At 64.3% G+C, this 26,800-nt stretch carries 27 protein-coding genes; 11 read left to right on the forward strand and 16 right to left on the reverse strand.

Going from position 1 to position 26,800, the window contains the following annotated elements:
- Positions 1-44 precede the first annotated feature (44 nt).
- The 4 genes from MTR72_RS05020 to fabI form a co-directional block, all read right to left on the reverse strand.
- Positions 45-1,235, reverse strand: coding sequence for an adenylate/guanylate cyclase domain-containing protein (locus MTR72_RS05020; protein WP_280965323.1), 1,191 nt, complete (start codon positions 1,233-1,235; stop codon positions 45-47).
- Positions 1,236-1,313: 78 nt separating this feature from the next.
- Positions 1,314-2,402, reverse strand: coding sequence for a chorismate synthase (gene aroC / locus MTR72_RS05025; RefSeq protein WP_280965324.1), 1,089 nt, complete (start codon positions 2,400-2,402; stop codon positions 1,314-1,316).
- 128 nt (positions 2,403-2,530) lie between these two features.
- Positions 2,531-3,130: a histidine phosphatase family protein gene (locus MTR72_RS05030; RefSeq protein ID WP_280965325.1), complete on the reverse strand. Its 600-nt coding sequence runs from the start codon at positions 3,128-3,130 to the stop codon at positions 2,531-2,533.
- 74 nt (positions 3,131-3,204) lie between these two features.
- A complete protein-coding gene (fabI, locus tag MTR72_RS05035) occupies positions 3,205-4,020 on the reverse strand; it encodes an enoyl-ACP reductase FabI (RefSeq protein WP_280965326.1) in 816 nt (271 codons plus the stop codon).
- A 169-nt stretch (positions 4,021-4,189) separates the two neighbouring features.
- On the opposite strand from fabI, the gene MTR72_RS05040 reads away from it, so the two are divergent.
- Together MTR72_RS05040 and MTR72_RS05045 are read left to right on the forward strand one after the other, a co-directional pair.
- Positions 4,190-4,678 carry a sigma-70 family RNA polymerase sigma factor gene (locus MTR72_RS05040; RefSeq protein WP_279371693.1) on the forward strand — a complete coding sequence of 163 codons (489 nt, stop codon included), beginning with the start codon at positions 4,190-4,192 and terminating at the stop codon, positions 4,676-4,678.
- 106 nt (positions 4,679-4,784) lie between these two features.
- Positions 4,785-5,555: an anti-sigma factor family protein gene (locus MTR72_RS05045; protein WP_280965327.1), complete on the forward strand. Its 771-nt coding sequence runs from the start codon at positions 4,785-4,787 to the stop codon at positions 5,553-5,555.
- A gap of 323 nt (positions 5,556-5,878) precedes the next feature.
- Here MTR72_RS05045 and MTR72_RS05050 read toward each other — a convergent pair whose 3' ends face one another.
- Both MTR72_RS05050 and MTR72_RS05055 read right to left on the reverse strand, forming a co-directional pair.
- Positions 5,879-6,838, reverse strand: coding sequence for a DnaJ C-terminal domain-containing protein (locus MTR72_RS05050; protein WP_280965328.1), 960 nt, complete (start codon positions 6,836-6,838; stop codon positions 5,879-5,881).
- A gap of 110 nt (positions 6,839-6,948) precedes the next feature.
- Positions 6,949-7,359: an RT0821/Lpp0805 family surface protein gene (locus MTR72_RS05055; protein ID WP_445819550.1), complete on the reverse strand. Its 411-nt coding sequence runs from the start codon at positions 7,357-7,359 to the stop codon at positions 6,949-6,951.
- A gap of 113 nt (positions 7,360-7,472) precedes the next feature.
- Here MTR72_RS05055 and pdxH point away from each other — a divergent pair, with 113 nt between their 5' ends.
- Both pdxH and MTR72_RS05065 read left to right on the forward strand, forming a co-directional pair.
- On the forward strand, positions 7,473-8,114 hold the full coding sequence (gene pdxH, locus MTR72_RS05060; RefSeq protein ID WP_280965330.1) for a pyridoxamine 5'-phosphate oxidase: 642 nt from the start codon (positions 7,473-7,475) through the stop codon (positions 8,112-8,114).
- 14 nt (positions 8,115-8,128) lie between these two features.
- The gene (locus tag MTR72_RS05065; RefSeq protein ID WP_280965331.1) at positions 8,129-8,881 is read left to right on the forward strand and encodes an SDR family NAD(P)-dependent oxidoreductase; all 753 of its coding nucleotides are present in this window, start codon (positions 8,129-8,131) and stop codon (positions 8,879-8,881) included.
- A gap of 191 nt (positions 8,882-9,072) precedes the next feature.
- Here the strand turns inward: MTR72_RS05065 and MTR72_RS05070 are convergent, their stop codons facing one another.
- Positions 9,073-9,285, reverse strand: coding sequence for a hypothetical protein (locus MTR72_RS05070; protein WP_279371699.1), 213 nt, complete (start codon positions 9,283-9,285; stop codon positions 9,073-9,075).
- A 185-nt stretch (positions 9,286-9,470) separates the two neighbouring features.
- Complete coding sequence (locus MTR72_RS05075; RefSeq protein ID WP_280965332.1) at positions 9,471-10,448, reverse strand: magnesium transporter CorA family protein; 978 nt, start codon at positions 10,446-10,448, stop codon at positions 9,471-9,473.
- A gap of 337 nt (positions 10,449-10,785) precedes the next feature.
- On the opposite strand from MTR72_RS05075, the gene MTR72_RS05080 reads away from it, so the two are divergent.
- Positions 10,786-11,475: a L,D-transpeptidase gene (locus MTR72_RS05080; RefSeq protein WP_280965333.1), complete on the forward strand. Its 690-nt coding sequence runs from the start codon at positions 10,786-10,788 to the stop codon at positions 11,473-11,475.
- A 37-nt stretch (positions 11,476-11,512) separates the two neighbouring features.
- Here the strand turns inward: MTR72_RS05080 and MTR72_RS05085 are convergent, their stop codons facing one another.
- The gene (locus MTR72_RS05085; RefSeq protein WP_280965334.1) at positions 11,513-12,649 is read right to left on the reverse strand and encodes an extensin family protein; all 1,137 of its coding nucleotides are present in this window, start codon (positions 12,647-12,649) and stop codon (positions 11,513-11,515) included.
- A gap of 65 nt (positions 12,650-12,714) precedes the next feature.
- Between MTR72_RS05085 and MTR72_RS05090 the strand changes: the two genes are divergently transcribed.
- Positions 12,715-14,343: a fatty-acid--CoA ligase gene (locus tag MTR72_RS05090; protein ID WP_280965335.1), complete on the forward strand. Its 1,629-nt coding sequence runs from the start codon at positions 12,715-12,717 to the stop codon at positions 14,341-14,343.
- A gap of 307 nt (positions 14,344-14,650) precedes the next feature.
- On the opposite strand, the gene MTR72_RS05095 is transcribed toward MTR72_RS05090, so the two are convergent.
- Positions 14,651-15,784 carry a hypothetical protein gene (locus tag MTR72_RS05095; protein WP_280965336.1) on the reverse strand — a complete coding sequence of 378 codons (1,134 nt, stop codon included), beginning with the start codon at positions 15,782-15,784 and terminating at the stop codon, positions 14,651-14,653.
- A 474-nt stretch (positions 15,785-16,258) separates the two neighbouring features.
- Here MTR72_RS05095 and MTR72_RS05100 point away from each other — a divergent pair, with 474 nt between their 5' ends.
- Positions 16,259-17,113, forward strand: a complete 855-nt coding sequence (locus MTR72_RS05100) for a DUF1499 domain-containing protein (RefSeq protein WP_280971382.1) — start codon at positions 16,259-16,261, stop codon at positions 17,111-17,113.
- A gap of 69 nt (positions 17,114-17,182) precedes the next feature.
- On the opposite strand, the gene MTR72_RS05105 is transcribed toward MTR72_RS05100, so the two are convergent.
- The 4 genes from MTR72_RS05105 to MTR72_RS05120 all read right to left on the reverse strand — a co-directional run bounded on the left by MTR72_RS05105 (position 17,183) and on the right by MTR72_RS05120 (position 22,677).
- Positions 17,183-18,100 carry an MBL fold metallo-hydrolase gene (locus tag MTR72_RS05105; RefSeq protein ID WP_280965338.1) on the reverse strand — a complete coding sequence of 306 codons (918 nt, stop codon included), beginning with the start codon at positions 18,098-18,100 and terminating at the stop codon, positions 17,183-17,185.
- 190 nt (positions 18,101-18,290) lie between these two features.
- On the reverse strand, positions 18,291-19,505 hold the full coding sequence (locus MTR72_RS05110; RefSeq protein ID WP_280965339.1) for an acyl-CoA dehydrogenase: 1,215 nt from the start codon (positions 19,503-19,505) through the stop codon (positions 18,291-18,293).
- A 189-nt stretch (positions 19,506-19,694) separates the two neighbouring features.
- The gene (ribB, locus tag MTR72_RS05115; protein WP_280965340.1) at positions 19,695-20,771 is read right to left on the reverse strand and encodes a 3,4-dihydroxy-2-butanone-4-phosphate synthase; all 1,077 of its coding nucleotides are present in this window, start codon (positions 20,769-20,771) and stop codon (positions 19,695-19,697) included.
- A gap of 175 nt (positions 20,772-20,946) precedes the next feature.
- The gene (locus tag MTR72_RS05120; protein ID WP_341510146.1) at positions 20,947-22,677 is read right to left on the reverse strand and encodes a cation:proton antiporter; all 1,731 of its coding nucleotides are present in this window, start codon (positions 22,675-22,677) and stop codon (positions 20,947-20,949) included.
- 67 nt (positions 22,678-22,744) lie between these two features.
- Here MTR72_RS05120 and MTR72_RS05125 point away from each other — a divergent pair, with 67 nt between their 5' ends.
- Together MTR72_RS05125 and MTR72_RS05130 are read left to right on the forward strand one after the other, a co-directional pair.
- Entirely contained in the window at positions 22,745-23,287 is a 543-nt protein-coding gene (locus tag MTR72_RS05125; protein ID WP_280965342.1) for a DUF3124 domain-containing protein, read from the forward strand.
- 55 nt (positions 23,288-23,342) lie between these two features.
- A complete protein-coding gene (locus MTR72_RS05130) occupies positions 23,343-24,578 on the forward strand; it encodes an aminotransferase-like domain-containing protein (RefSeq protein ID WP_280965343.1) in 1,236 nt (411 codons plus the stop codon).
- 10 nt (positions 24,579-24,588) lie between these two features.
- Here the strand turns inward: MTR72_RS05130 and MTR72_RS05135 are convergent, their stop codons facing one another.
- Entirely contained in the window at positions 24,589-24,861 is a 273-nt protein-coding gene (locus MTR72_RS05135) for a helix-turn-helix domain-containing protein (RefSeq protein ID WP_280965344.1), read from the reverse strand.
- Positions 24,862-25,017: 156 nt separating this feature from the next.
- On the opposite strand from MTR72_RS05135, the gene MTR72_RS05140 reads away from it, so the two are divergent.
- Positions 25,018-25,464, forward strand: coding sequence for a hypothetical protein (locus MTR72_RS05140; protein ID WP_280965345.1), 447 nt, complete (start codon positions 25,018-25,020; stop codon positions 25,462-25,464).
- 127 nt (positions 25,465-25,591) lie between these two features.
- Positions 25,592-25,816, forward strand: a complete 225-nt coding sequence (locus MTR72_RS05145; RefSeq protein WP_280965346.1) for a hypothetical protein — start codon at positions 25,592-25,594, stop codon at positions 25,814-25,816.
- Between the two features lie 75 nt (positions 25,817-25,891).
- On the opposite strand, the gene MTR72_RS05150 is transcribed toward MTR72_RS05145, so the two are convergent.
- Complete coding sequence (locus tag MTR72_RS05150) at positions 25,892-26,710, reverse strand: aldo/keto reductase (RefSeq protein WP_280965347.1); 819 nt, start codon at positions 26,708-26,710, stop codon at positions 25,892-25,894.
- Between the last annotated feature and the right edge of the window lie 90 nt (positions 26,711-26,800).

Below are 26,800 nucleotides of genomic sequence, written 5' to 3' on the forward strand. Positions count from 1 at the left end.
GCTTCACTCAAAGAGCCAATATCGGTCTTTGACCGAAACACGCCTTACGCCATCACCACCGGTGCCTCCTCGGCGAGCCCGTACACGCGCTGCGCCTTGGAAAACCCCGCGATCGGAAACTCGCCGAGTTCGCGCCAGCCATGGTGGCAGACGTTGGCGAAGCCTTCCGAGGCCACAACGGTCCGCCCCATGCGGCCGGCGATCTTCTCCAGCCGTGCCGCAAGATTGACCGCGGGTCCGATGCAGGTGAAGTCGAGCCGGTTGCCCCCGCCGATATTGCCGTAGAGGATGTTGCCGACATGCAGCGCAACGCCGAAGCGGAAGCGCTCGATGATGTCGCCGACCGGGAAGGCGAGCGCTTCGACACTGGCGCGGGATTTGCGCGCGGCTTCCAGCACCCGCGAACAGACATGCGCGGCATCGCCGACATATTCGTCGATCGGAAACACCGCGAGCAGGCCGTCGCCCATGAATTTCAGGACCTCGCCGCCGTGGCCGCGGATCGCGGTCACCTGACAGTCGAAGTATTGGTTGAGGATCTCGACCACGGTCTCGGCAGGCAGCCGGTCGGACAGCGCGGTGAAGCCGCGCAAGTCCGACAGCCAGATCACCGCCTGCATGGTGTCGGTGTGGCCGCGGCGGATCTGGCCGCCGAGGATGCGCGCGCCGGCGCGATTGCCGACATAGGTATCGAGCAGCATCGCGGCGGTGCGGCGCAGGCTGACGATCTCGCTGACGCGCGCGAGCGGCGCCATGACGGCCCGGATCGTCGCAATGTGGTCATCGCTGAAGCCGCCGGGATGCCGTGTCATCCAGCTCGTCGCGTGGATCGATCCGTCGAGAAACGGCATCGGCACCGCGACGTAGTCGGTCGCGCCTTCGGCGCGCATGTCGTTGATGATCGGAAACCGCTTGCTGTCGGGGTCGTCGACGCGTCCTCTGACCTCCAAGCCTTGCTCGAACACGATCCGAAGCGGGCTCTGAGCGAATTCGGGCGTATCCAGGATGTCGAAGTCGACGGTGCCGACCTCGACCTCCTCGCCCTGCCGCCAGATAAAGTTGCGGCCGAAGATTTCGGGATGCAGCGTGCGAATGAAGATGCCGAACCGCCACACCGGCAGGCCGGCTGCGACCAGGCGTTCGCAGACATCGGCGATCATCCTGGCGGGTTCGCCCGATGACCTCGCGCCATCGATCAGCCAGTTGGTGATCCGCTGCAGCTCGGGGCTTTCCATGGCCGCATTTGCGGACGAAGTTGTGGGGCCGTCAAGCCGCGCGTAGGGCTAGTGGCGCGACCTCAAGGCGCGATGGCTTTAACGCCCCACCTGCCCGCGGTCGCGCAGGAAGTGGTCGGCGAGAACGCAGGCCATCATGGCCTCACCGACGGGAACGGCGCGGATGCCGACGCAGGGGTCATGCCGACCCTTGGTCATGATCTCGGTATCGGTGCCCTTGCGATCGACCGTCAGGCGCGGCTGCAGGATCGACGAGGTCGGCTTCACCGCGAAGCGCACCACCACCGGCTGGCCGGTGGAGATGCCGCCAAGAACGCCGCCGGCATGATTGGACAGGAAGCGCGTGACGTCATTGCCGGTACGCATCTCGTCGGCGTTCTCTTCGCCGGTGAGCTCGGCCGCGCCGAAACCGGCGCCGATCTCGACGCCCTTCACGGCGTTGATGGTCATCATCGCGGCCGCCAGATCGGAATCGAGCTTGGCGTAGATCGGTGCGCCAAGGCCAGCCGGCACGCCTTCGGCGACGACCTCGATGACGGCGCCGATCGAGGAGCCACTCTTGCGGATGCCGTCGAGGTAGGTCTCGAAAAATGCGGCCTTGTCCTTGTCGGGACAGAAGAACGGGTTCTTCGCAATCTCGTCCCAGTCCCATTTGTCTCGGTCGATCTTGTGCGGGCCGATCTGCACCAGCGCGCCGCGCACGGTCACGCCGGGTAGCACCTTGCGCGCGATCGCGCCGGCGGCCACCCGCATCGCCGTCTCGCGCGCCGAGGAGCGTCCACCGCCGCGATAGTCGCGCAGGCCGTACTTGGCCTCATAGGTGAAGTCGGCATGACCGGGCCGGAACTTGTCCTTGATCTCGGAATAGTCCTTCGAGCGCTGGTCGGTGTTTTCGATCAGAAGCCCGATCGGCGTACCCGTCGTCACCTGCACGCCGGTCTCCGGATGCGCCATGACGCCGGAGAGGATCTTGACCTGGTCCGGCTCCTGGCGCTGGGTCGTGAAGCGCGACTGGCCGGGCCGGCGGCGATCGAGATCGCGCTGGATGTCGGCCTCGGTGAGCGGGATCAGCGGCGGACAGCCGTCGACCACGCAGCCGATCGCCACCCCGTGGCTCTCGCCAAAGGTGGTGACGCGGAACATGTGGCCGAAGGTGTTGAAGGACATTCGTCTCTGGCTCGTAAGTCAGTTCTGACTTGTGTTGTGGTAACGCCCAGGGGCACAGCGTTCAACCCTGTTGCCGTCATTCCGGGCGATGCAGAAGGGCGACGACCCCGGAATGATGGCGTGCGGGGTTAACTATACTTCTCCAGCCGCCCGTCACGGAACACGTAGACCGCGCCCTGCTCGATATAGAGCTCGGCGGCGCTGGCCGGGGTCTCGATGCCGAGGGCGACCATCAGGGCCCGGGCGGTGCCGCCATGGGCGACCGCGACGGTGTCGACGAGCAGCGACTCGTACCAGTCGAGCATGCGGAGCTGCACGGCAGCGTAGGTCTCCCCGCCCTGTGGAGCCACCGACCATTTATCGGCGAGGCGGCGGGCATAGACTTCGGGATCGGAGGCTTCGCTCTCGGCCAGCGTCAGGCCTTCCCACGTGCCATAGCCGATCTCACGCAGGCGATCATCAAGTGAGTAGTGCGTGGCCGGCAATGCGAGCTTGGCGCGCACGAGCTCCATGGTCGAGCGCGCACGACCGAGCGGGCTCGACACAAAGGGCAGCGCGGTCTTGTCGCGACCATCGCGCTTGAACAGATCGGCCAAAATGCCGGCGGCCTGCACCGCCTGAACGCGGCCGCGCGCGTTCAATGGAACGTCCTTGGTGCCCTGCAGCCGCCCGAGCGCATTCCATTCGGTCTCGCCGTGGCGAAGAAAGTAGATCGTGGGCACGAGCATTGCAGTCGGCGGCTAGCTCTTTTCTTCGAGCATGATCTTGTCGGAAAACCGGTTCCCACTTTTCCGGATCATGCTCACTCCTTCCCGCCCAGCGCGATGTCGGGCGCATCGGGGCGCTTCATGCCCAGCACATGATAGCCGGAATCGACGTGATGCACTTCGCCCGTGACGCCGCGCGACAGGTCGGAGAGGAAATACAGCGCGCTGCCGCCGACGTCCTCGGTCGACACGTTGCGCCGCATCGGCGCGTTGTACTCGTTCCACTTCAGGATATAGCGGAAATCACCGATACCGGAAGCGGCGAGCGTCTTGATCGGCCCGGCCGAGATCGCGTTGACGCGGATGTTCTTCTCGCCGAGATCGGCGGCAAGGTAGCGCACGCTGGCCTCCAGCGCCGCCTTCGCCACGCCCATCACGTTGTAGTGCGGCATCCATTTCTCGGCGCCGTAATAGGACAGCGTGATGATCGAGCCGCCGTCGGTCATCAGCTTCTCGGCGCGCTGCGCCACCGCGGTCAGCGAGTAGCAGGAGATCAGCATCGACTTGGTGAAGTTCTCCTGCGTGGTGTCGACATAGCGGCCGTCGAGCTGCTCGCCATAGGCGATCGCGTGCACGAGGAAGTCGATCTTGCCCCACTTCTCCTTCAGCACCGCGAATGCGGCATCGATGGTTGCAGCGTCCGTGACGTCGCAATGGCCCAGCACGAGGCCACCGATTTCGGCAGCGAGCGGCTCGACACGCTTCTTCAGCGCATCGCCCTGATAGGTGAACGCGAGCTCGGCGCCGGCCGCGTGGCATGCCTTGGCGATGCCCCAGGCAATCGAGCGGTTGTTGGCAACGCCGAGGATCACCCCCCGCTTGCCCTGCATCAGACCTGAATTCTGCGCCATTTCCTGTCGTCCCATCGAGCGGGTTGAAATCTGGAGGTACACCAGCCCTCCTTCGCGGTACAGTCCTAATACGCGGCGTTAACGCTGTTTCGAAGGCCGGAATAGCCGTTCCGCTCGGGTGTTATGATGATCGAGGCGCTCGCGCCGAACGGCAGGACTTCAAGACGGCATGAGTGCATTTCGCCAGAGCGTGGAAGCGATGATCCCGGCGCTGCGCCGCTACGCCCGCGCGCTGACGCGCGATGCGGATGCGGCCGACGATCTGGTGCAGGATACCCTGGTACGGGCGCTGCGCTCGGAACGGCTGTTCCTCGGAGGCGACGTCAGGAGCTGGCTCTACACCATCCTGACCAACCTCAACAAGAATCGCAGACGCTCGCTGGCGCGACGGCCGCAGTTCATGCAGCTCACGGAGAACAATCCGGATGCCAGCGGGACGGAGGCCGAAGGGCGCGACATCGAGAAGGCGCTGTCAACGCTCGTCGAGGAGCAGCGCTCGGTGCTGCTGCTGGTGATGCTGGAGGGCCTGAGCTACCGCGAGGTCGCCGATATCCAGGGCGTGCCGATCGGCACCGTAATGTCACGCCTGGCGCGAGCCCGGGCTCACGTTAAAGCTTCGCTGGAAGGTGAGCGTCCGGCGCTCAGGCGGGTGAAATGATGGCAGGATTAATGCATCGCGCATGTCGCGTGCCCCGCATGCAGCGGGACAAAGCGCAGGCAAGTCGCGAACTATATTTTGGGCCGCGGAGCCAGAGACGACCGATATGAACGACCGCAAGATTGCAGTGACCGAGGACGAATTGCACGCCTATATCGACGGCGAGTTGCCGGTGGAGCGCCGCGCCGACGTCGAGGCCTGGCTTGCCGCCAACCCCGAGGATGCCGAGCGGGTGCAATCCTGGCGCGCCATGGCCGAGATGCTGCACGCCCGCTACGACTCCGTCGCCCAGGAGCCGGTGCCGGCGCGGCTGGAGCTCGAGCGGCTCGAGCGCCGTCCGCGGCAATGGCTCTACGGCGCCGCCGCGGCGGTGCTGGTGGCTTTCGTCGCCGGCGGTACGGCCGGCTGGTTCGCGCATGGAGCTGCGGCCGTGCCGTCGACCTTCCAGAGCTTCACCGAGGATGCGGTCGATGCCCACCGCCTCTACGTCGTCGAGGTCCGCCATCCCGTCGAGGTCCCCGGCAACGAGCGCGACCATCTCCAGGCCTGGCTGACCAAGCGCTGCGGCTGGACCGTGTTTGCGCCGAACCTGGAAGCGAGCGGCCTCAAGCTCGTCGGCGGCAGGCTGCTGCCGGGGCCGAACGGACCGGCGTCATTCCTGATGTATGAGGGCACGTCGGGCGAGCGGTTCACGATCTACACCGCCAAGACAGAGAGCGGCGCGACACAGATGCGCTATGCCAAGACGGACAAGGATGGATCGCTGTTCTGGGCCGACCGCGGCGTCGGCTATGTCGTCACCGGCGGCAGCGACCGTGACCGGCTGACCAAGGTGGCGCAGGCCGTTTACGACCAAGCCGAGAAACACGGCACGTAAACAACTGCACAAGCGCCGTGCCTCGATTCCGACATTGAAAATTTGGAATCAGGACATGCGTGCGTCTCATTATCGCACCGGATGATCACGCGAAAATGAGTGGCGTTCGATCCGCCGATCGACGCGGGCGGCCTCGATTGGGGTTTTTGGTACCGCGCTGGTCCCCCTCTCGAGGCCGCACCTTATCGGCGGCTGCCCCGCCGGGCAGCCGACACGCCGAGCACGCTTAGCGTCGAAGCGCTCACAGCGCTTCAGGCGCATATTCGGGCATCATCTGTCGGGAAGAGAATGCTCCGATGGTCTCATCGGTCTCGGCCAGCGCCCTAGCCGAGCCCGCTACGCGGATTATAGGGATGTTGGTCCCGCCACTTCTCCATCAATGCCTCAAGCTCGGCGTCGTTCCCGTCCGGTAGCATAATCCTGATGGTGACGAAGAGGTCGCCGGTTCCGCCCGCCTTCGGCAGGCCCTTGCCCTTGAGGCGGAAGGTTCGGCCACTGGAGGTGTTCTTGGGGACCGAGAGCTCCACGGCATTGCCGAGAGTGGGCACGCGGACCTTGCCGCCGAGCACGGCCTCGTAGAGCGCGACTGGCAGATCGATTCGCAGGTCGGCGCCCTCGACCTTGAAGAACGGATGCGGGGCGATGTTGATGGTGATCAGGAGGTCGCCGGGCGGATGACCCTGTGCTGTCTCGCCCTGTCCCCTCAGCCGGATCTGCTGGCCTTCGGTGACGCCGACCGGGATCTTGACGTTGAGTTCCTTGCCGTTCGGCAGCCGGACCCGCTTGTCCCCGCCCTTCACCGATTCTTCCAGCGAGACGGTCATGGCGACCTTCAGGTCGAGATCGAGCCCGATCCCGCCGGTGTCGAATTCGAACTGGGCACCGCCGCCGGCCCCGGGCCGCGCGCCGCGCATTCCGCCGCCGAACATGCTGTTGAGGATGTCCTCGAACGCGCCCGCCCCGGCTCCGCCGCCACCGCTGCGGAACGTATAGCTCTCGAAGCCACCCGGACCTGACCGCCCGCGCGGGCCGCCGCCGCCCGGAAAACCCTGGAAGCGCGGCTTGCCCTCGGCGTCGATCTCGCCGCGATCGAACTGCTTGCGCTTGTCCTCGTCACCAAGGATCTCGTTGGCCGTGTTGATCTCGGCGAAGCGCTCGGCAGCCTTCGGGTCGTTCTTGTTGCTGTCGGGATGATGCTTCTTGGCAAGCTTGCGATAGGCGCTCTTGATCGCGGCAGCGTTGGCGCTCCGCGGCACCCCCAAGACCTCATAGGGGTCGCGCATCCGTCACGTCTCCTCTTGGGAAATCGATGTGTTCAAAGGGCTCCCCGCCCCACCTGCACTTCATGTGGTGGGCGCGTGGCATTTTTGCAACTAGGGTCGCGACGCGATTCCTAGCTCCGCCACGGCTTTAGCGTATGAATCTCCCAGCGGCCATGGCTGCTTTCGCAGCCGGCCCCTTGGAGCCAGCTTTCGGTATTGCCGTTGACATAGCTTGCCAGGAAATCGCGGCACTTGCGGCCGTCCTCCGCCGCGTAGGACTGCGCGATCGGCGTCACCGAGCCGCGGGCCCCCGTTTCCGGATTCTCCCAATGCTGGCTGGAATCCTTGTCGCCCTTGCTCAGGACGTCGGAGGCGGCGTTGCGGGCAAAGGCGAGATCGGTCTCGGTCGGTGCGGCGTCCTTCGCAGAGCGCGTAATCGAGCCGGTGAGATCGCCCTCGTCGGCCTTGGCGAAGGGGCCGCCAGTGTCATTGCGGGAGAAGCTGCAGCCACCCGTGCCCAGGCCGATTAGAATCATTGTCATGAGAAGGCCGGACGGGCGGATCGCCGATAGGCCAACGCGTCCCCATGCCCTATATAGGGCGGAAGCGGACAACAACGCGCTTTGGGCCGCGGGACGCAACTCGGACTCCGGACATGACCGACACGACCTCGATGAAACACCAGACACCCTTAACATCCGGTGATTTCACCGCCGCCGACGAGCCGTTCGCGCTGTTCGAGACCTGGCTGAACGAGGCGATCAAAGGCGAACCCAACGATCCGAACGCGATGGCGCTCGCAACCGTCGATCCCGACGGCCTGCCTGACGTGCGCATGGTGCTGATGAAGGGCTTCGATTCCGACGGTTTCGTCTTCTACAGCCATATTGCGAGCCAGAAAGGCCGCGAACTCGCCGCAAATCCTAAGGCCGCGTTGCTTTTCCACTGGAAGTCGCTGCGCCGCCAGGTTCGCATCCGCGGCAACGTGACGCCGGTGACCGATGCCGAAGCCGACGCCTATTTCGCCACCCGTCCCAAGCAGGCCCAGATCGGGGCCTGGGCCAGCAAGCAGTCGCAGCCGCTCGAAAGCCGCTTCGCCTTCGAGCAGGCGATCGCCAAAGTCGCCGCCAAATACGTCATCGGCGAGGTGCCGCGGCCGCCGGGCTGGAGCGGCTGGCGCATCACGCCGATGCGCATCGAGTTCTGGCACGATCGCCCATTCCGTCTGCACGACCGCATCGAATTTCGTCGTGACGCCGTCGGCCAGCCGTGGTCCAAGACGCGGATGTATCCTTGAAGTGAAAGATCTCCATGCCGCATCCAACCAACGTGCCGCGACGTACGCTGCTCCTCACTGGCGCGAGCCGCGGCATCGGCCACGCCACCGTGATCCGCTTCTCCTCGGCAGGCTGGCGCGTCATCACCTGCTCGCGGCATCCATTTCCGGAGGACTGCCCCTGGGACGCCGGCCCTGAGGATCACATCCAGGTCGACCTCGGCGACCCCGAGGACACCACGCGCGCGATCTCCGAGATCCGCCGCCGTCTCGAGGGCGGCACGCTGCATGCGCTCGTCAACAACGCCGCGATCTCGCCGAAGGGTCCCGGCGGGACGCGGCTCGGCTCGGTCGATACCGACCTCGACACCTGGACGCACGTCTTCCACGTCAATTTCTTCGCACCGATCATGATGGCGCGCGGGCTGATCGAGGAGCTGAAGGCAGCCAAGGGATCGGTCGTGAACGTCACCTCGATCGCGGGCTCGCGCGTGCATCCTTTCGCGGGCGCGGCTTACGCCACCTCGAAGGCCGCGCTCGCGTCGCTGACGCGGGAGATGGCTTCCGACTTCGGCCGCGTCGGCGTGCGCGTCAACGCGATCGCGCCGGGCGAGATCGACACCTCGATCCTGTCGCCCGGCACCGAGAAGATCGTCGACCAGCAGATCCCGATGCACCGGCTCGGCACCCCGGACGAGGTCGCCAAGATCATCTACGTGCTGTGCACGGACACCTCGTCCTACGTCAACGGCGCCGAGATCCACATCAACGGCGGCCAGCACGTTTAGACGCCCATCGTCATTGCGAGCGGAGCGAAGCAATCCAGGTTGCCTTCGCGGCGGCAATCTGGATTGCTTCGTCGCTTCGCTCCTCGCAATGACGGAATTGGAAATGGCGATCGCGTGCAACCAACGCTAGGGAAGCAAGGCGATCCAGACAACGCCGCCGCAAGACCTGGATCGCCCTTACCTTCCGTTCCTCAATCGACTCGAATCCGACGCGACGTCTCGCGCAGCCGCGGAGCGGCCCTGCTGAACGCAGTCGAGCAGTCGTCGTCATTCTCGCCATCGAGCAGCGGAGCACCACAGTGCCGGCACAGACGTGCCGACATCGCCTTGCCGCTCGCCAGGACCTGACGATAGCTCGCCAGATCGATGACGTTGCGGGGCGACGTTATGCGTTTTTCAACCATGGCTGTTCCTCGCGGCTACCCCTGTCTTATCGCAGACAAGTTTCGCCCAAACGTTCAGCCCACCGCTCAAATTTTACCGGAGGAATTGGGGCAGAGCGCACGCACCACGTCGCGGCCAGAATCCCGATCTATTCTGCGACACCAACCGGCGTGTCTTTGCGCACAGCGTAAGGTCTCGGTAGGTATCACAGCCACTTCTTGAACTTGAAGATCCAGTACGGGACGATCGCCGCGACCAGCATCATCACCAGCGCCATCGGATAGCCGTGCACCCATTCGAGTTCCGGCATCACCTTGAAGTTCATGCCGTAGATCGAGGCGATCAGCGTCGGCGGCATCAGGACAACGGCCATGACCGAAAACAGCTTGATGATGTTGTTCTGCTCGAGATTGACGACGCCGAGCATGGCATCGAGCACGAACGTGATCTTGTTCGAAAGATAGGAGGCGTGGTCGGTCAGTGACGCGACGTCACGCTGCATGGTCTTGAGCTGCTCACGCATGTCCTTGGACCATTTCACGCCTTCGACCACCGCCGACAGGAAGGTGACGACGCGGCCGATCGACACCAGACTCTCGCGAACCTTCGAGGTCAGGTCGCCCTTACGGCCGATCGAGATCAGGATCTGGGAATATTGCTTGGCGTGACCGTGACGTTCGCTCTCGGGCTCGAAGATGTCGTGCGAGACCTGGTCAATCTCGGCGCCGCAGCGCTCCAGGATGTCGGCGCAGCGGTCGATCACCGCGTCCAGCAGTTCCATCAGCACCATCTCGCCGGTGATGGCCGGGGTGCAGGAACGGGCGAGCTTGGCCTCCACCAGCGAGAACGGCTTGGGCAGGTCGTAGCGGACCGTCACCAGCCGATGGTCGCCGAGGATGAAGGTCACCGCCGTGGTCCGGGGCATGTCGGTATCGGAGTTGCACATCAGCGTCGCGGTCATGTAGCGCGCGCCGTTCTCGATATAGAGGCGGCTGGAGATCTCGATCTCCTGCATATCTTCCCGGGTCGGGATCGCGATCCCCGCCAGCCGCTCCACCGCCTTGTCCTCAACGGCGGTCGGGTTGACCAGATCGATCCAGACGGCGCTCTCCGGCAGCACCGAGAGATCGTCGATGACGGCCTTCCTCAGGGAGGACTCGAACGGAACAAACACGGAAAACATAAACTACTCCAGTAGAGGCCTCTGACCCGACCAAGAGTCCTTAGCGCGATTCTGACAAGTTCATGATGACACGCAGATTAACGGAGTCTTCGTATTTGCAGCCGTCCTGTGGCTCAACCGCCGCACGGAATCGACGGTTGGGCAGCTCTTGCCCAAAAATCAGCCCAAGGCCGCAAAACTTGCGGCAAAAAAGCCACAGCTTCGGTCTTGCAGCGCGGGAAAAGGCCCTAAACGCTGGAATTGTGGCAGATTTCAACGATAATGGGACCAACGGAGTCGAGGAACTGCGGCGATAAGCTCAGGACCTGCGCGGTATAGTTTTGATTGGAACCAAACCATGTCGTCGCTGAAAGTTAAGCTGGGAATTTTGGCCGCCGGCCTGATGCTGTCGGGTTGCATGCAGGCAACACATTACGAGGCGACCGACACCAAGGCCTTCAAGCCGAAGGACAAGGAACTCCTTGCCAAAGTTCGGTACGAGAACACCCCCGTTGCGGAACCGTTCCGCCGCGCCATCGTCGACTATCACCGCAAGGAGTCGCCCGGCTCGATCGTGGTCGATTCCGACAATCACTACCTCTACTACGTGCTGGATGGTGGCAAGGCGATTCGTTACGGCATCACCGTCGGCGAAGAGGCCATGGCTTGGTCCGGCATCGCCAAGGTCGGCAGCATGACCGAGTGGCCGGCCTGGCATCCGACCCCCGGCGAGATTTCGCGCCTGGGCGTGCCGACTTACGTTGCCCCGGGCCCGGACAATCCGATGGGCTCGCGCGCGATGTATCTCTACTCGGGCGGCAAGGACACGCTGTTCCGCATCCACGGCACCAACCAGCCGGAATATATCGGCGCCTCGATCTCCTCGGGCTGCATCCGCCTGACCAACGAGGACGCGATCGACCTCTACAACCGCGTCAAGGTCGGCACCATCGTGGTCGTGCTCGAACCGAAGCACGGCGACTCCCCGTACAACTCGCGGCTCGCGCTGCAGGGCGGCGGTTCGAACGGCCAGGCGGGCAGCTACTGATCTGCTCTCGATCTGAAGACCACCAAAAGCGCCGGTTTCACTGGCGCTTTTTTGTTGCGCGCTTGTTTGCTGAGCCCTTGCGCGGCGGCGGGCTGGCGTCGGCATGAGGCGGCGACTTGTCCGCCGGTGCGGCCGTCTTCTCCGTCTCGGCCTCGTCAGCCTGATCCTTCGCCGTCTCGGACTTGGCCGCGACCTCGCGCGGCGGCGCCTCCTCGGGACGCTCCGCAGGCAATAGCGGCGCGACCTGTGGCAGGGGATCCCAGACGTTCCACTGGCAGATGCGGTAATCATTGCGCCGCTGTGCGAGATCAAGATGGATGTGATCCTCGTGGTACCAGTCCGAACCCGGCCCGAGCACCGTGGTAAAGCGCGAGCAGACCGAATGCAGGATCCGCTCGCGCACGTCACGTGAGACGGTGCGCTCGGTCAGGCCGATCGACTGGCCATTGGCGAGCTTGAGCGACCGCACGTCGAGCGCATTCGCCTTGCCATGCTCGGACAGCATCGCGCCGGCAATGCGATTGCGGCCACGGCACTCGAAGGAATCGAAATTATCGAGATCGCTGATGGTCGAGCCGAGGCTCGCGGCGAGCGGCACCATGTCCGAGCGCACCCAGGCGGCGATCGCGGACGCCATGGGGCAGCGGAGGATCGCCGCCGGCTTCACCGCCACCTTGCGCTTGTCCGGCAGCACGATCGCTTCCAGCCGCACCAAATCCTCGCCGCCGCAGCCGCCCGGACCGCGGATCGCGGGAATGGACGGCGCAATCGCGATCTCCTCGGTTAGCGCGAGCCGACAGGCCGAGGGTTGGGGCTCCGCCGGCGGGCGCTCGGCCGCTGACGGTTCGCTCGGCTTGCCGGCGGGGGTCTCCGGCTCGGTCTTGTCCGATGCCTTGTCTGATTCCTTTTCTTTGTCTGATCCTTTGGGGGCCTCGTCCGGACGTGGTCGCGGCAAGGGGATTTGCAAGGGGATTTTCTTGGCCGCATGAACCGTTCCGCGCGGCCGTGGTGTACCAATGCCAAAGATATCCAGCGGCGTAGCAAATTTTCGCGCCTCCGCCGTGCCGGTGAGCACGAGCGAGACCCCGAGCGCGACGGTAACCATTGCCGCGCCAGCGGACATATAGCCGCGACAAGACCATTTGCGGCGAAAGTCCGGCAGGCTAAAACTCATGACAATTCTTTGGCCCAGCGCTGAGAGCGACAACCCGCCCAGCAAATTCTCGGAGGAACGTCGGAATGCTTGGTTTGATGCAAGATTGGCCCCTGCTCTGCCACCGGATCATCGAACACGCCGCCAGGATTCATGGCAAGCAGGAGGTCGTCACGCGATCGGTCGAGGGACCGATCCATCGCACCAACTATGCCGAAATCCACAAGCGTGCGCTCAAGGTCTCGCAGATGCTGGAGCGCGACGGCATCAAGCTCGGCGACCGTATTGCCACCATCGCCTGGAACACCTGGCGCCATCTCGAAGTCTGGTACGGCATCATGGGCATCGGCGCCATCTGCCATACCGTCAATCCCCGTCTTTTCCCCGAGCAGATCGCCTGGATCATCAACCATGCGCAGGACCGCATCGTGATGACCGACATCACCTTCGTGCCGGTCCTGGAGAAGATCGCCGACAAGCTCCCGAGCGTGGAGCGCTATGTCGTTCTCACCGACAAAGCGCATATGCCGGAGACCACGCTGAAGGATGCCGTCGCCTACGAGGACTGGATCGCAGAGGCCGACGGCAAGTTCAAATGGAAGGACTTTGACGAGAACACGGCAGCCGCGATGTGCTACACCTCCGGCACGACGGGCGATCCCAAGGGTGTGTTGTATTCGCATCGCTCCAACGTGCTGCACGCGCTGATGGCCAACAATGTCGACGCGCTCGGCACCAGCGCCTCCGAGACAATGCTGCCGGTGGTTCCGCTGTTCCATGCCAATAGCTGGGGCATCGCTTTCTCCGCACCCTCGCAGGGCACCAAGCTGGTGATGCCCGGCGCCAAGCTCGACGGCGCTTCGGTCTACGAGCTGCTCTCGACCGAGAAGGTGACGCACACCGCCGGCGTGCCGACGGTGTGGCTGATGCTGCTCCAGCACATGGCCGCCAACAATCTGAAGCTGCCGCATCTGAAGATGGTGATCTGCGGCGGCTCGGCGATGCCGCGCTCGATGATCAAGGCGTTCCTCGACATGGGCTCGAACGTGCGCCACGCCTGGGGCATGACCGAGATGAGCCCGATCGGCAGTGTTTCGGCGCTGAAGCCGCCGTTTAATGATGCGACCGGCGAGCAGCGGCTCGACGTGCTCCAGATGCAGGGCTATGCGCCCTTCGGCGTGCAGATGAAGATTACCGACGACGCCGGCAAGGAGCTGCCCTGGGACGGCAAGACGTTCGGCCGCCTGAAGGTCTCCGGCCCCGCCGTCGCCAAGGCCTACTACCGCGTCGACGCCGACATTCTCGACGAGGAGGGCTTCTTCGACACCGGCGACGTCTCGACCATCGACGAGGGCGGATACATGCGGATCACCGACCGCTCCAAGGACGTGATCAAGTCGGGTGGCGAGTGGATCTCCTCCATCGACCTGGAGAACCTCGCGGTCGGTCATCCGGCCGTGGCGGAGGCCGCCGTGATCGGCGTCTATCATCCCAAATGGGACGAGCGTCCGCTCTTGATCGTGCAGCTCAAGCAGGGCCAGCAGGCCACGCGCGAGGACATCCTGAAGTTCATGGACGGCAAGATCGCCAAATGGTGGATGCCCGATGACGTCGCCTTCGTCGACGGCATTCCGCATACGGCGACGGGCAAGATCCTGAAGACCGCGCTGCGCGACCAGTTTAAGGACTACCGCTTCCCGAACGCGGCGGCGTGAGCCGGATAGCTTGCCCTAAAACCTGTTCGGTCCTGCGGTTGCTCCCCCGCGCGGACAGGGCAATCGCATACGCATATAAGCCGTCACCAGACGCGTCATGCCCGCGACAAGCCCGGGCATGACGACGTCATCACGAACGCATTCGATCCTATGTCGTGAGGGCCTCTGGCGCTCCGGGAAGTATCGAGATCAGGCAGGCAGAATGGTCATGATCTGATCCGACCTTCTGCGGATCATGCTCTAACGCTTTGCCTCCGCCTGACCCGTGGTCGAGATTGACAGGCACGCGCGACGCGCGGTGCTGGGATCAGCGGGTGGGCGTGAGCGCATCAAGCTGTCGCTGAGCCTCGGGGTCGCCCCGTTCTTTTGCCCTCTGGTACCAGTTGCGGGCCTGCGCGAGGTCCGCGAGCGGGCCACTGGCGCCCAACTGCTTGAGCACGGTCGGATCGTATGTCCTGGCCACCAGCAGCGCGGCGCGCGCGTCTCCTCCTTCGGCCGCGCGCAGCAGCAGTAGCCTCGCCGCCGAGACGTCGCCGCTTGTGAGCAAATCCTGTCCACGTTTGACGAGGCCAGAAATTTCCTTCGGATCCAGGTTGCGCACGGCGTCCGTCTGCGGCGGTGGGGCGGTCACCAAGGAGCGCGCCGGCGGTACGGCCGTAACGGCTGTCGACGGCTGCGGAGCGACTCTGGCGGCGGGCTTCCAGGAAAGTCGGCTCGAGCCAACCGCGAGCACGGCGCCGTTGCTGTCACGCAATTCTGCCATCGCGACCATTTGGCCTACGAAACCGTCTGGCGGAACGACTGACAAGGCGGAAATTTCCGACGCGGGCACGCGCCACTCGTTGGCGACGCGCTTGCCAGAGGTCAACCGTGCGTCGGTTGGCAGTCCGTTGATGGCAACGATGGCGCCGGAAGGGGGCGCACCCACGCGCATCCTGAGCGGCAAGGGGACGTCGGCAAGCCCGCTGCTGTCCTCCACCGCAAGCGTCGCGGCCTGCTTGCGTTGCGGTGCCGGCCCGATCGCGGCTTTCACCGATTGCCAAAGCGACGAGATCGATGTGGCGTCGTTCGATTGAACGCCGGGCCTTTGCGACGCTGGAATGATCATGACGAGAATCAGCGCGATGCCTGCTGCAACTGATGTCGCGATCGCGAACCTGACCCCTACGCTGAGCAGCGCGCGCCTTCCCGAGTTACGGAGGGCGACCGGCACCTCGATGGGCCCCATCGCCTCGTACATGGCTTGGGCGACGGCTTTGGAGAATACGTCCGAATGGTCACTGCGCCGCGGGTTGCCGGGGCCATCGGCAGCCAACGGTGGATGCTCCGCGGACCGTTTCGGCGCCGCCGTCGGCCGCATAGTCCGCTCGCGCAAGTCGCGCGGCGCGTAGTACATCGGATCGTGCGGATCGATATAGCCTTCGTGCCGTCCACCACTCATACTGAACACTCGCCCTGATGGGGGCTGCCCACCAGCCGCGCTGGTCGGCACCGGCTACGCTGTCAGCGATCCATGCAGCTCATGAGCGCAACCGCGCACGTCCGGTCAGCCTTTGCTGCGACAACCGGGAGCTGTGGTCACTCTTGCAACGTTTCCGGCTGACGCCCGCCGTTGTTCCTGCCGTTGCTCTTTTTTGATTGCGGTTCGCCGACGTCCCTTTCGCCGGATAGTCCCTCGCTTCGGCGGTTCCAACAACCTGCAGTAGAGCCTTGAGGTGAAATTGCGACCAAGTCAATCTACAACTAAAGATCATTTAGATTGAATGGTTAATCAATCAAGTTGCCGAATCCGCCGGTTCTCGGTGCCATATCGCCCGCAAACCTTGAAATTGTCGGGCCGCCGTGATCTCAAGCAGCCAGTTTTCAACCAAGCCCCCCTGGCGGCGGGGCAAGCCCCAACCCGGCAGTTTCATCGATGGCCCGCAGGTTTTCCGCTCCCTATCAGTCGGAGCCCGTATCCAGCCTCGCGAACTGGGCGCGCAATCTGGCCGTGTTCGCGGTGGTGGCGGTCGTGGTGTCGATCATCATCGTCCGCTTCGACTTTCTGGAGATGAAGCCCGCGCTCGTCACCTTCTTCGGCGGACTTGCAATCGCCGGGCTTTCGATCCTGTTCGGGCTCGCTGGCTTTGCCGCGATCTGGCAGAACGGCTCGCGCGGCATGGCGCGCATCCTGTTCGCCTTCCTGATCGACGCGCTGATCCTCGCCTATCCCGCCTATCTCGCCCTGCAATATCGCAGGCTGCCGGCGATCCACGACGTCACCACCGATCCGATCGATCCGCCGCGTTTCGACGCATTGGCGCGCTTGCGCACCGGCGACGGCACCAACACTGCGGTCTATGCCGGCCTCTATTCGGCCGAGCAGCAGCGCCACTTCTATCCCGACATCGAGCCGATCGAGCTCGAGATCCCCGCCGAGCGCGCCTATGCGATCACGCTTCAGCTCGTCCACAAGCGCAAATGGCTGGTCATCGACGAGCGCGCGCCGCAGCCGCCGCGCCGCATTGGCCGCATCGAGGCGGTGGCGCGCACGCCGATCATGGGGTTCCGCGAGGACATCTCGATCCGGGTCGTGCCTGACAGCGACGATTCCCGCGTCGATATCCGTTCCGCCTCGCGCTATTTCGACAGCGACCTCGGCAGCAACGCCGCACGCGTCACCAAGTTCATCGATGATCTCAATACCGCCGCCGATGCGGATGCACTGAAGCCGGTCAAGAAGGCGCCGGTCATTCCGCCGAAGACCCCGGCGAAGACGGTGAAGAAGTGAGATTGGCGAATAGGGAGTAGCGAATGGAAAAAGGCGCCTATTGGCTACTCGCCATTTCGCTATTCGCCCTCAAGCCATCCTGTAGGTCCCCGTAATCACGGGATCGCCGTCAGTCGCCACCACGCCGCGCGCAACCAGGTCTTCCAGATGCGCCAGCACGGAATAGCCGGCGGCCGTTGTCAGCCGCGGATCGATGCCAATATAGATCGCCCGCACCATGGTCGGGATATCGGCCTCGCCCTTGGCGAGGCGATGCAGGATCGACGCCTCGCGCGCCTTGCGGTGACGGATCAGGAACCGCACGAAACGCGGCCCGTCCGGAATCTCGGGCCCATGGCCGGAGAAATAGAGATCCTCCTCGCGGCCGGCGAGCCGTTCGAGTGACTCCATGTAGTCGATCATCGAACCGTCGGGCGGCGCCACGATCGAGGTCGACCAGCCCATCACGTGATCGCCGACGAAGTTGAACTTTCGCTCGGGCCAGGCGAACGCAAGATGGTTGGCGGTATGGCCGGGCGTCGCCACCGCCTCGAGCTGCCAGCCGGCGCCCTCGATGACGTCGCCATGGGCGATCCTGACGTCGGGCGCGAAGTCGCGATCGGCGCCTGACTCCGGATTGTGCTTCTCGCTCTCGAAGCGCGGCCGCGCGGCGCGGTGCGGCCCCTCGGCATAGACGGTAGCGCCGGTCGCCTGCTTGATCCGCGCCGTGTTCGGCGAGTGATCGCGGTGGGTGTGGGTGACGAGGATATGGCTCACGGTCTCGCCGCGCACGGCATCGAGCAGCGCGGCGGCATGGGCCTCATTGTCCGGACCGGGGTCGATGATCGCAACATTGCCCTTGCCGACGATGTAGCTGACCGTCCCGGTGAAGGTGAAGGGGCTCGGATTGTCACACAGCACGCGCCGTACGCCGGGGCGGACTTCCTCGACGATTCCGGGCTTCAGCGGAAAGTTGCGGTTGAACGGGACGTCGTCGTTGTCGGACATTGGACTTCCTGTACGCTGCTGCCCCAACCCTCTCCGTCATACCCCGCGAAAGCGGGGTATCCAGTACTCGGCGGCGTCTGAGGCGAAGGCAAGGTCTCTGGAATACTGGATCGTCCGCTCCAGTGCGCTATTGCGCACAAGGCGGACGACGACAGCGGAGCACATCAACCACGTCCGAATTCCGTGGCGCTCAGAAAAACGCCTGAATGCCCGTGATGGCGCGGCCGAGGATCAGGGCGTGGACGTCGTGGGTGCCCTCGTAGGTGTTGACCGTCTCGAGGTTATGGACGTGCCGCATCACCTGGTACTCGATCGAGATGCCGTTACCGCCGTGCATGTCGCGCGCCTGGCGGGCGATGTCGAGCGCCTTGCCGCAATTGTTGCGCTTGACGATCGAGATCATTTCAGGCGCGAACTTGCCCTCGTCCATCAGCCGGCCGACGCGCAATGAAGCCTGCAGGCCCAGCGCGATCTCGGTCTCCATGTCGGCGAGCTTCTTCTGCACGAGCTGGGTCGCGGCAAGCGGCTTGCCGAACTGCTTGCGGTCGAGCGTGTACTGGCGGGCGCGATGCATGCAGTCCTCTGCGGCGCCAAGCGCGCCCCAGGAGATGCCGTAGCGGGCGCGGTTGAGGCAGCCGAACGGGCCCTTCAGACCGCATACGTTGGGCAGCAGCGCGCTCTCGGGAACCACGACGCCGTCCATCACGACTTCGCCGGTGATGGAGGCGCGCAAGGACAGCTTGCCGCCGATCTTCGGGGCAGAGAGGCCCTTCATGCCCTTCTCCAGCACGAAGCCGCGGATCTGGTTGTCGTGCTCGGCCGACTTGGCCCAGACCACGAACACGTCGGCGATCGGCGCGTTCGAGATCCACATCTTGCTGCCGGTCAGGCGATAGCCGTCCGAAACCCTCTCGGCGCGGGTCTTCATCCCGGCCGGGTCGGAGCCGGCGTCCGGCTCGGTGAGGCCGAAGCAGCCGACCCACTCGCCGCTGGCGAGCTTCGGCAGGTACTTCTTGCGCTGGCTCTCGTCGCCATAGGCGTAGATCGGATACATCACCAGCGAGGACTGCACCGAGTTCATGGAGCGATAGCCGGAATCGACCCGCTCGATCTCGCGCGCGACGAGGCCATAGGCGACATAGCTCGCATTGGCGCAGCCATATTCCTCCGGCAGCGTGATGCCGATCAGGCCGAGCTCACCCATTTCGTTGAAGATCTCGCGGTCGGTTTTCTCTTCCAGATAGGCCTTGGTGACGCGCGGCAGCAGCTTGTCCTGCGCATAGGCGCGCGCGGTGTCGCGCACCATACGCTCGTCTTCGGTGAGCTGTTCATCGAGCAGGAACGGATCGTCCCACTGGAAAGAAGCCGCAGCCGGCTTGTCCTTGGCCTGAGGGCGCACGCTCATGAAACGTCCTTTCGCGTCTGGTTCCGTCTAAAAATTGCCCGACAAATTAAAGCGCCGGGACAACAAGTGCAAATGCATCCTGGTTTCGGTCGTTCCGGGACGCGCGATGCGAACCCGAAATCTTGCGACATCAACCAACATCGACGTTCCGGATCTGGCGCTATCGCGCCATCCCGGAATGACAACGCCTCAGGTCTCGAGCTGTTCGTTCGCAACGATCTCGATCCCGAAGCCGGACAGGCCCTTGTAGTCATGCACCGAGGAGGTGAGATGCCGGATCGAGGTGACGCCGAGATCGCGCAGGATCTGTGCGCCGACGCCGACCTCGCGCCACTGCCGGTTGCGGTCCGCCTCCGCCGAGGTCTCGTCCGGCAGCGGCTCGACAGGGACACCGGCCGCGCCATCGCGCAAGTACACCAGCACGCCGCGACCCGACTTCTTGAAATGCTCGAGCACGGCCGCCATGCGCTTGTGGCCGGTGAAAATGTCCTTGACGATGTTCGGCTTGTGGAAGCGCGTCAGCACGTTCCTGCCGTCGCCGACCCCATTATAGACGAAGGCGACGTGAGCGATGGAATCGAAGGGCGAACGGTAGGCATAGCCCTGCAAGGGGCCGATCGGGCTTTCGGTGACGAAGGTCGCGACCCGCTCGATCAGTTTTTCGCGCGCCTGACGGTATGCGATCAGATCCGCGATGGTGACGTGCTTGAGCTTGTTCCGGGCGGCGAAGCGCGCAACCTGCTCGCCCTTCATCACGCTGCCGTCGTCGTTCATCAGCTCGCTGATCACGCCGACCGGCGGAAGCCCCGAGAGCTTGCAGAGATCGACCGCGGCCTCGGTATGGCCGGAGCGCAAGAGCACGCCGCCGTCCTTGGCGATCAGCGGGAAGATGTGGCCCGGACGGGCAAAGTCGTTGGCGCCAACGTTGGGATTGGCGAGCGCGCGGCAGCACGAGGCGCGTTCCTCCGCCGAGATACCGGTGCCGCCGTCGGGCTTGTAGTCGATCGAGACCGTGAACGCGGTGGTGTGGGCGGAGTCGTTGTGGGCGACCATCGGGTCGAGCCGCAGGCGGCGCGCGTCCTCGGTGGTAACAGGCGCGCAGACGATGCCGGAGGTGTGGCGGATGATGAACGCCATCTTCTCAGCGGTGCATAGCGAGGCAGCGACGATCAGATCGCCCTCGCCCTCACGGTCCTCATCGTCGGTGACGACGACGAGCTCGCCCCGGGCAAAGGCCTGCAAAACTTCCTGAACGGTATCGGGCATTTCCCAATCTCTATCGGTTATGGGCCGGAGGCTTAGCCGGACTTGCGCCGGCGCGCTAGTGTCCTGGACGCAACCACATATGCCGGGGGGCAGGCCTGCTTACGGGTTTCAGGCTTGCACCGAAGATACCAGCGATATAGGCGCGGCCCGATCGGGCGGAAGATGGCCGGTCGCCTCAGGGCAGCACTTCGCGCCGCTCGCTGAGCCTTACCTCGAGCTCCGCGCGCTTGTCGGTCAACAGGCCGGCCTGGGCGGCCTCGATCACCGTGAACAGCTCATGGGCGTCGCTAAGCCGGGTTACCGTGACGTAGCTGGCGCCGGCCTTGTAGAGCTCGCCGACATCGGCCAGCAGATCGGCGGTCGCCACGACCAGGGCGTTCGGGTTGAGCGCGCGGACGTGGCGGACCAGCTTCTCGTTGGTTGCACCTTTCAGGAGCGAATCCGGCACGCTGAGGATGATCATCTCGGATTTGGCGACGCCGGCATGGACCAGCGTATCGACGTTGCTGATGTCGCCATAGATCACGTGCAGGCCGCGCGAAAGCAGCGTCTGGTACACATTGGGGTTGAAATCCACGACCGTGATCTGCTCCAGCAGCACGGGCGCCTGTCGCTCGATCTCCGCCAGCAGCGCGCTCGCCGCGCGGAAAAAGCCGAGGATGACGATACGGCGGGCCTCGCCGTGTCCGCCCCCATGCCCCTCTTCGGCGTGCGCGTGGCCGTCATCGAGGTCGCGCAGGCCGATCCGCTTCAACGGGCCGATCGCCCAGCGGGTGATCTCGTCGCTGCGCACCATCACGAAGGTCGAGAGCACGGCCAGCACCACGAAGGCGAACGAGGCCGCGTTCGCCGTCTCCGGCGCGATATGGTGGTCGGCGACGCCAGTCTGGATCACCACGAGCGAGAACTCGGAGATCTGCGCCAGGTTGATCGCCGGCAGCAGGCCCGCGCGCAGCCCCTGCTTCATCAGATAGAGCGGCGCGAAGGTGGTGATGATGCGGCTCACCACCGTGAAGGCCGCGATCATCACAGCGAGCCCGATGACGGAGAGCCCCGGCACCGGAATGGTCATGCCGAGCGCAACGAAGAACAGGGTGATGAAGAAGTCGCGGAGCGTCGTGACCTTGGCCGTGACGTCGAGCGCATAGGGGAAGGTCGAGAGCGAGACGCCGGCGATCAGGGCGCCCATCTCGCGCGACAGCGACAGCCGCTCCGCGGTCTCGGCGACCAGGAAGCACCAGGCGAGCGCGCCGAGCAGGATCAGCTCGGGCCGGCGGGCGATCTGGTGGAATAGCCGCGGCAGCACATAGCGGCTGATCAGGAGCGCGGCCGCGACCAGCACGGCGACGCGGCCGATCGAGAGCAGGATGACGCTGACCTGCAGATTGGCGAGGCTCGGCTGCACCGCCAGGAACAGGATGGCGAAGATGTCCTGGAGCACCAGGACGCCGAGCGTGATGCGGCCGGGCAGCGTGTCGAGCTCGCGCTTCTCGTAGAGCACCTTGACGATGATGACTGTGCTGGAGAGCGCGCAGGCGACGCAGAGATAGAGCGCATCGAAATGCCCGCCCCCGAGCGACAGGCCGATGCCGACGAAGAATAGGATGCCGAGCAGGCAGCCGCCGAGGAGCTGGCCCCCGGCCGCGAACAGGATCACCCGCCCTGCCCGCACGATCTTCTTAAGGTCGATCTCCAGCCCGATCATGAACAGCATGAAGATCAGGCCAAGCTCGGAGATGACGGCGATCGATTCCTGCGACTTGACCCAGCCGGCGCCGAATGGACCAATGCAGAAGCCGGCGATAAGGTAGGCCAGGATCAACGGTTGCCGTGAAAAATGGGCCAAAAGGCCCAGCATCCAGGCAAACAGAATACAGAGAGTGATGTCGCGAATGAGCTCGTGCATGCCAAATTGGTCCGTTTTGCCGCACCGTAGAGACGGGTTGCGGCGCGGCAAGCGAGCAATTCGTCACATGCGAATGGCGTTAGCCGCTGCAATCCTGCTATGTCCAATCGTCTCCGCGCCCCTGGCAACCGCTCAGCCCAAGATCAATCTCGACAAGGTGAATCTCGAGCAGAGCTTTGCCGATTCGCTCACCGCGCTGCCGAAGGAGGAACTCAGTGTCTCCGGCGGCTTCTACGTGCCGGCCTATTCCAGCGTCGCGATGAGCCAGGGCAAGCTGCGCGTCGACTTCTCGGTGACGTTGAGCGTCCACAACGCCTCAGAAACCCAGCCGCTGGTCGTCAAACGCATCGCCTATTTCGACACCGCAGGCAAGCAGGTCGAGAGCTATCTGAAGGCGCCGGTCGCACTGAAGCCGCTCGCCACAGTCTCGATCTTCATTCCCACCGACGACGTACGTGGCGGGACCGGGGCCAATTTCATCGTCGACTGGGCCGCCACCAGCGAGATCGCCGAGCCGGTCGTCGAAGCCTTGATGGTTGGCGGCGTCGCCAACGCGCATTACGCTTTCGTCAGCCAAGGACGTCCGACCCGGACGGCCAGCAAGAAGTAACCAGCCAGCCGGTGCAACGCCGGCCGGCTCAACAAGAACAGAACGAGGAACATCCATGACGTCCAGCTTCGATTTCGCGCCCCTGTTTCCGCCGGGGCTGCCGGCCCCCACTGCGCGCTGGACGGGCCTTGCCAAATACAGCTTTGTCGGCGGCAACAATGATCCCGAGCAGGTGCCCGTCGATCGACTGGTCGAGGCGGTCGACGCGGTGTTGCGGCGCGAGGGCCGGACGCTTGCGACCTACGGCCTGGCGCACGGGCCCCAGGGCTATCTGCCCTTGCGCGAATTCCTGGTGACAAAGCTCAAGCGCGATGCCGGCATCGCCTGCACCGTCGACGATCTCCTGATCGTCTCGGGGTCCCTGCAGGCGCTCGACCTCGTCAACCACACGCTGCTCGCGCGCGGCGACACCGTGATCGTGGAGCAGGAGACCTATCAGGGCTCGCTCAACCGCCTGACGCGGCTCGGGGTCAATACGATCGGCATCCCGCTCGACGAAGACGGCATGCGCATGGACGTGCTGGCCACGACATTGGCCGACCTCAAGAGCCGCGGCATCCGACCGAAATACATCTACACCATTCCGACCGTGCAGAACCCGACCGGCAGCATCATGCCCGAAAGCCGACGTGCCGAACTGCTGCGGTTGTCGGCCGAGTACGGCGTGCCGGTCTTCGAGGACGATTGCTACGCCGACCTCGTATGGTCGGGGCAGCGCCCCCCCGCGATCCACGCGATGAGCCCCAGGGGCGGCGTGATCCATATCGGTTCGTTCTCGAAATCGATCGCGCCGGCGCTGCGCGTCGGCTTCATCGTCGCCCCCTGGGAGGTGATGTCGCGGATGCTGTCGCTGAAGACGGATGCCGGCTCCGGCGCGCTGGAGCAGATGGTGCTCGCCGAATATTGCAAGCCGCATTTCGCAACCCACGTGCCGGCACTGACGAAAGCACTGCGCACCAAGCTTGATACGTTGATGGAGGCCCTGAACGAGCAGTTCGGGACGGCCGCGGAATTCGAGGAGCCGAAGGGCGGCATCTTCCTGTGGGTGAAGCTGCCGGACCAGGTCGATACGCTAAAACTGTATCAGGCCGCGCTTGCCGCCGGAGTCTCGATCAATCCAGGGCCGGAATGGTCGACCGACAAGGGCCATTCGCGCCCGCGCCTGCGGCTATGCTTTGCCAGCCCGACGCATCAACAGATCCGCGAAGGCGTCGCCGTTTTGGCCGAGGTCTGCCGCAAGGAGTTCGGCGTGCCCTCGCGCAGCGCCAATGTGGAGAAGGCGCGCGCCTAACGGTTAGACGTCAGGCCGCCTGGGGCTGGCTGCCGTGAATCGCGGAGGCCAGCCGCAGCAACAGCACGATCGAAACGTTGCCCTTGCCGGCCTCGATCTGAGCGATGTAGCGCTCGGAAATCCCCGATCTGCGGGCAAGCTCGCGGCGCGACAGCTCGCAGCGCAGGCGCGATGACCGGAGCCGGTCGCCCAACTCGGCCAGGAACGCGGTCTCGGAATAAGGCGGCGCGGCGCGGCCGCCCGGCAGCACCTCGCCCGCGAACTCGACGACTTCATCCAGCATTGATCTATCCACGATCGCCCTCCGGAAATTCCATCCTATCCGAGAACCGGGCGGCCTCATTGATGCGGATCAAATTGGGGGAGCGTTGGTAGACTGGCGGGCCGGAGATGCTAGACTTCGGCCTCGATCGAGGGCGGGGCTTTCTCCGGATATGATATGTTGCTTGAGCCGCTGGACCGCAGCCGCGCTGCTTTGCGCTGCGCTGACGTCTACAGCACAGCCGAAACGCTGGCGACGACGGTCGAGCAATGGGGTCTGCTCGGCTCATGGTCGGTCGACTGCTCGTTGCAGCCCGACCGCGACAAGGGCGCCGTGCTGAGCTACGAAATCAGGCCAGACGGCCGGGTGATGTACCGGCGCAATTTCGGCGAGGCCAGGGACGAGAACGAAGTCGTGGCGGCCGCGATCGATGCGGAGGGCCTGCTCGATCTGATGGTGTTCTTCCCGTCGCTGCATCAGACGCGTGAATTCGGCCTGCTGCTGTCGAAGGACGGCAGCCTGCGCGCGATCTACAATCGCAGCGAGCGCGGCCACTACACCATCAAGGACGGCAAATACGTCAAGACCGGCACACCGACTCCTGCGCAGTATCGCTGCGACTAGCGCACGAGCAGATTTGAGAGCGGTTGCGGACTGCTCACCTGAACAGCCATTCAGAATTCTCCCAGTTCCTCCGGAACGTTCATGTATACGCGCGGTTTAAATTTGCATTCGATTGGAGGAGGACATCATGAGGAAGATTGGCTACGTCGTTGCGGCTCTCGGTGCGCTTGCGATCGTGGCGCCGACGCTGGCGAATGCCGACACGGTGGTGGTCAAGCGCCACCATTACGGCCCTTACGGCGCCCGCGCCGAATTCCGCGAGCATCGCGACTATGGCTGGCATCGCGGCTGGCGCCATCACGGCGACAAGGTCGTGGTGATCAAGCGCAGTCATCGCCATTATGACTACTAATGCATGACTACTAATGCGCAACACGGAAATGGCCCCTTGCGGGGCCATTTCTTTGCGCATCTGGAACCGACGAACCTAGTCCCAGGCCGGTGCGAAGCCCGGATCGACGCAGCGCCTGTCCTTCGGCAGCGCGGCGATCTTTCGGCGGTCGGCATCGTCGAGCGTGATTTTCAACGCGTCGAGATTGGCCTTTTGGCTCTCGCGCCGGGATGCCTTGGGGATCGCAGCGACACCGTCCTGGTCGACCAGCCATTTCAGCGCCACCTGCGCGGCGGTCGCATTGTGCTTGGCGCCGATCTCGCTCAGCACCGGATCCGACGCGAAGCGCCCCTGCGCCAGCGGGCAATAAGCAACCAGCGGAATCGACTTGGCTGCGAGATAGGCCAACACCTTCGATTGATCGAGCATCGCGTGATATTCGACCTGGTTGCAGGCGATCGGGGCCCTGATGTCCTCGACGGCGGCCTTCAGCAGCGCAGTGGTGAAATTGGCGACGCCAATGGCTCGCGTACGACCTTCCTCCTTCAGCTTCATCAGCGTTTCGAACACCGCGCCCCAGTTCGCGGCGCTGGACGGCCAATGCACGAGGTAGAGGTCGACATGGTCGAGCCGGAGTTTTTTCAGGCTGGCGTCGAAGGCCCGGCGGATCGCGTCGGGGGTCAGATTTTCATGCCAGACTTTGGTTGTGACATGCAGCTCATCGCGCGGCACGCGGGCGCCGGCGATCGCGGCGCCGATCGGCTCCTCATTTGCATACATCTCCGCGGTGTCGATATGGCGATAGCCGAGCGACAGCGCGCTCTCAACCGCGGCGCGGCAGGCATCGCCCTGCATGCGGAAGGTGCCGAGGCCGAGCTTGGGCATGCTGATGCCCTGGGTCTTCAGATTGTCCATGAACAGGCTCCTGACGTACTCAGCCCGCCAGACGCGCGCCGGCGCCGCGTGAGCAGACTCTTCGGTGATGGAAAGGAGATGGCGGGAGAC

The sequence above is a fragment of the Bradyrhizobium sp. ISRA442 genome, from assembly GCF_038085055.1.
Lineage (GTDB): Bacteria > Pseudomonadota > Alphaproteobacteria > Rhizobiales > Xanthobacteraceae > Bradyrhizobium.

Coding starts and splice junctions, on each gene's coding strand:
- MTR72_RS05020 (WP_280965323.1), bottom strand. CDS start 1,235: ATGGAAAGCCCCGAGCTGCAGCGGATCACCAACTGGCTGATCGATGGC.
- aroC (WP_280965324.1), bottom strand. CDS start 2,402: ATGTCCTTCAACACCTTCGGCCACATGTTCCGCGTCACCACCTTTGGC.
- MTR72_RS05030 (WP_280965325.1), bottom strand. CDS start 3,130: ATGCTCGTGCCCACGATCTACTTTCTTCGCCACGGCGAGACCGAATGG.
- fabI (WP_280965326.1), bottom strand. CDS start 4,020: ATGGCGCAGAATTCAGGTCTGATGCAGGGCAAGCGGGGGGTGATCCTC.
- MTR72_RS05040 (WP_279371693.1), top strand. CDS start 4,190: ATGAGTGCATTTCGCCAGAGCGTGGAAGCGATGATCCCGGCGCTGCGC.
- MTR72_RS05045 (WP_280965327.1), top strand. CDS start 4,785: ATGAACGACCGCAAGATTGCAGTGACCGAGGACGAATTGCACGCCTAT.
- MTR72_RS05050 (WP_280965328.1), bottom strand. CDS start 6,838: ATGCGCGACCCCTATGAGGTCTTGGGGGTGCCGCGGAGCGCCAACGCT.
- MTR72_RS05055 (WP_445819550.1), bottom strand. CDS start 7,359: ATGACAATGATTCTAATCGGCCTGGGCACGGGTGGCTGCAGCTTCTCC.
- pdxH (WP_280965330.1), top strand. CDS start 7,473: ATGACCGACACGACCTCGATGAAACACCAGACACCCTTAACATCCGGT.
- MTR72_RS05065 (WP_280965331.1), top strand. CDS start 8,129: ATGCCGCATCCAACCAACGTGCCGCGACGTACGCTGCTCCTCACTGGC.
- MTR72_RS05070 (WP_279371699.1), bottom strand. CDS start 9,285: ATGGTTGAAAAACGCATAACGTCGCCCCGCAACGTCATCGATCTGGCG.
- MTR72_RS05075 (WP_280965332.1), bottom strand. CDS start 10,448: ATGTTTTCCGTGTTTGTTCCGTTCGAGTCCTCCCTGAGGAAGGCCGTC.
- MTR72_RS05080 (WP_280965333.1), top strand. CDS start 10,786: ATGTCGTCGCTGAAAGTTAAGCTGGGAATTTTGGCCGCCGGCCTGATG.
- MTR72_RS05085 (WP_280965334.1), bottom strand. CDS start 12,649: ATGAGTTTTAGCCTGCCGGACTTTCGCCGCAAATGGTCTTGTCGCGGC.
- MTR72_RS05090 (WP_280965335.1), top strand. CDS start 12,715: ATGCTTGGTTTGATGCAAGATTGGCCCCTGCTCTGCCACCGGATCATC.
- MTR72_RS05095 (WP_280965336.1), bottom strand. CDS start 15,784: ATGAGTGGTGGACGGCACGAAGGCTATATCGATCCGCACGATCCGATG.
- MTR72_RS05100 (WP_280971382.1), top strand. CDS start 16,259: ATGGCCCGCAGGTTTTCCGCTCCCTATCAGTCGGAGCCCGTATCCAGC.
- MTR72_RS05105 (WP_280965338.1), bottom strand. CDS start 18,100: ATGTCCGACAACGACGACGTCCCGTTCAACCGCAACTTTCCGCTGAAG.
- MTR72_RS05110 (WP_280965339.1), bottom strand. CDS start 19,505: ATGAGCGTGCGCCCTCAGGCCAAGGACAAGCCGGCTGCGGCTTCTTTC.
- ribB (WP_280965340.1), bottom strand. CDS start 20,771: ATGCCCGATACCGTTCAGGAAGTTTTGCAGGCCTTTGCCCGGGGCGAG.
- MTR72_RS05120 (WP_341510146.1), bottom strand. CDS start 22,677: ATGCACGAGCTCATTCGCGACATCACTCTCTGTATTCTGTTTGCCTGG.
- MTR72_RS05125 (WP_280965342.1), top strand. CDS start 22,745: ATGCGAATGGCGTTAGCCGCTGCAATCCTGCTATGTCCAATCGTCTCC.
- MTR72_RS05130 (WP_280965343.1), top strand. CDS start 23,343: ATGACGTCCAGCTTCGATTTCGCGCCCCTGTTTCCGCCGGGGCTGCCG.
- MTR72_RS05135 (WP_280965344.1), bottom strand. CDS start 24,861: ATGCTGGATGAAGTCGTCGAGTTCGCGGGCGAGGTGCTGCCGGGCGGC.
- MTR72_RS05140 (WP_280965345.1), top strand. CDS start 25,018: ATGTTGCTTGAGCCGCTGGACCGCAGCCGCGCTGCTTTGCGCTGCGCT.
- MTR72_RS05145 (WP_280965346.1), top strand. CDS start 25,592: ATGAGGAAGATTGGCTACGTCGTTGCGGCTCTCGGTGCGCTTGCGATC.
- MTR72_RS05150 (WP_280965347.1), bottom strand. CDS start 26,710: ATGGACAATCTGAAGACCCAGGGCATCAGCATGCCCAAGCTCGGCCTC.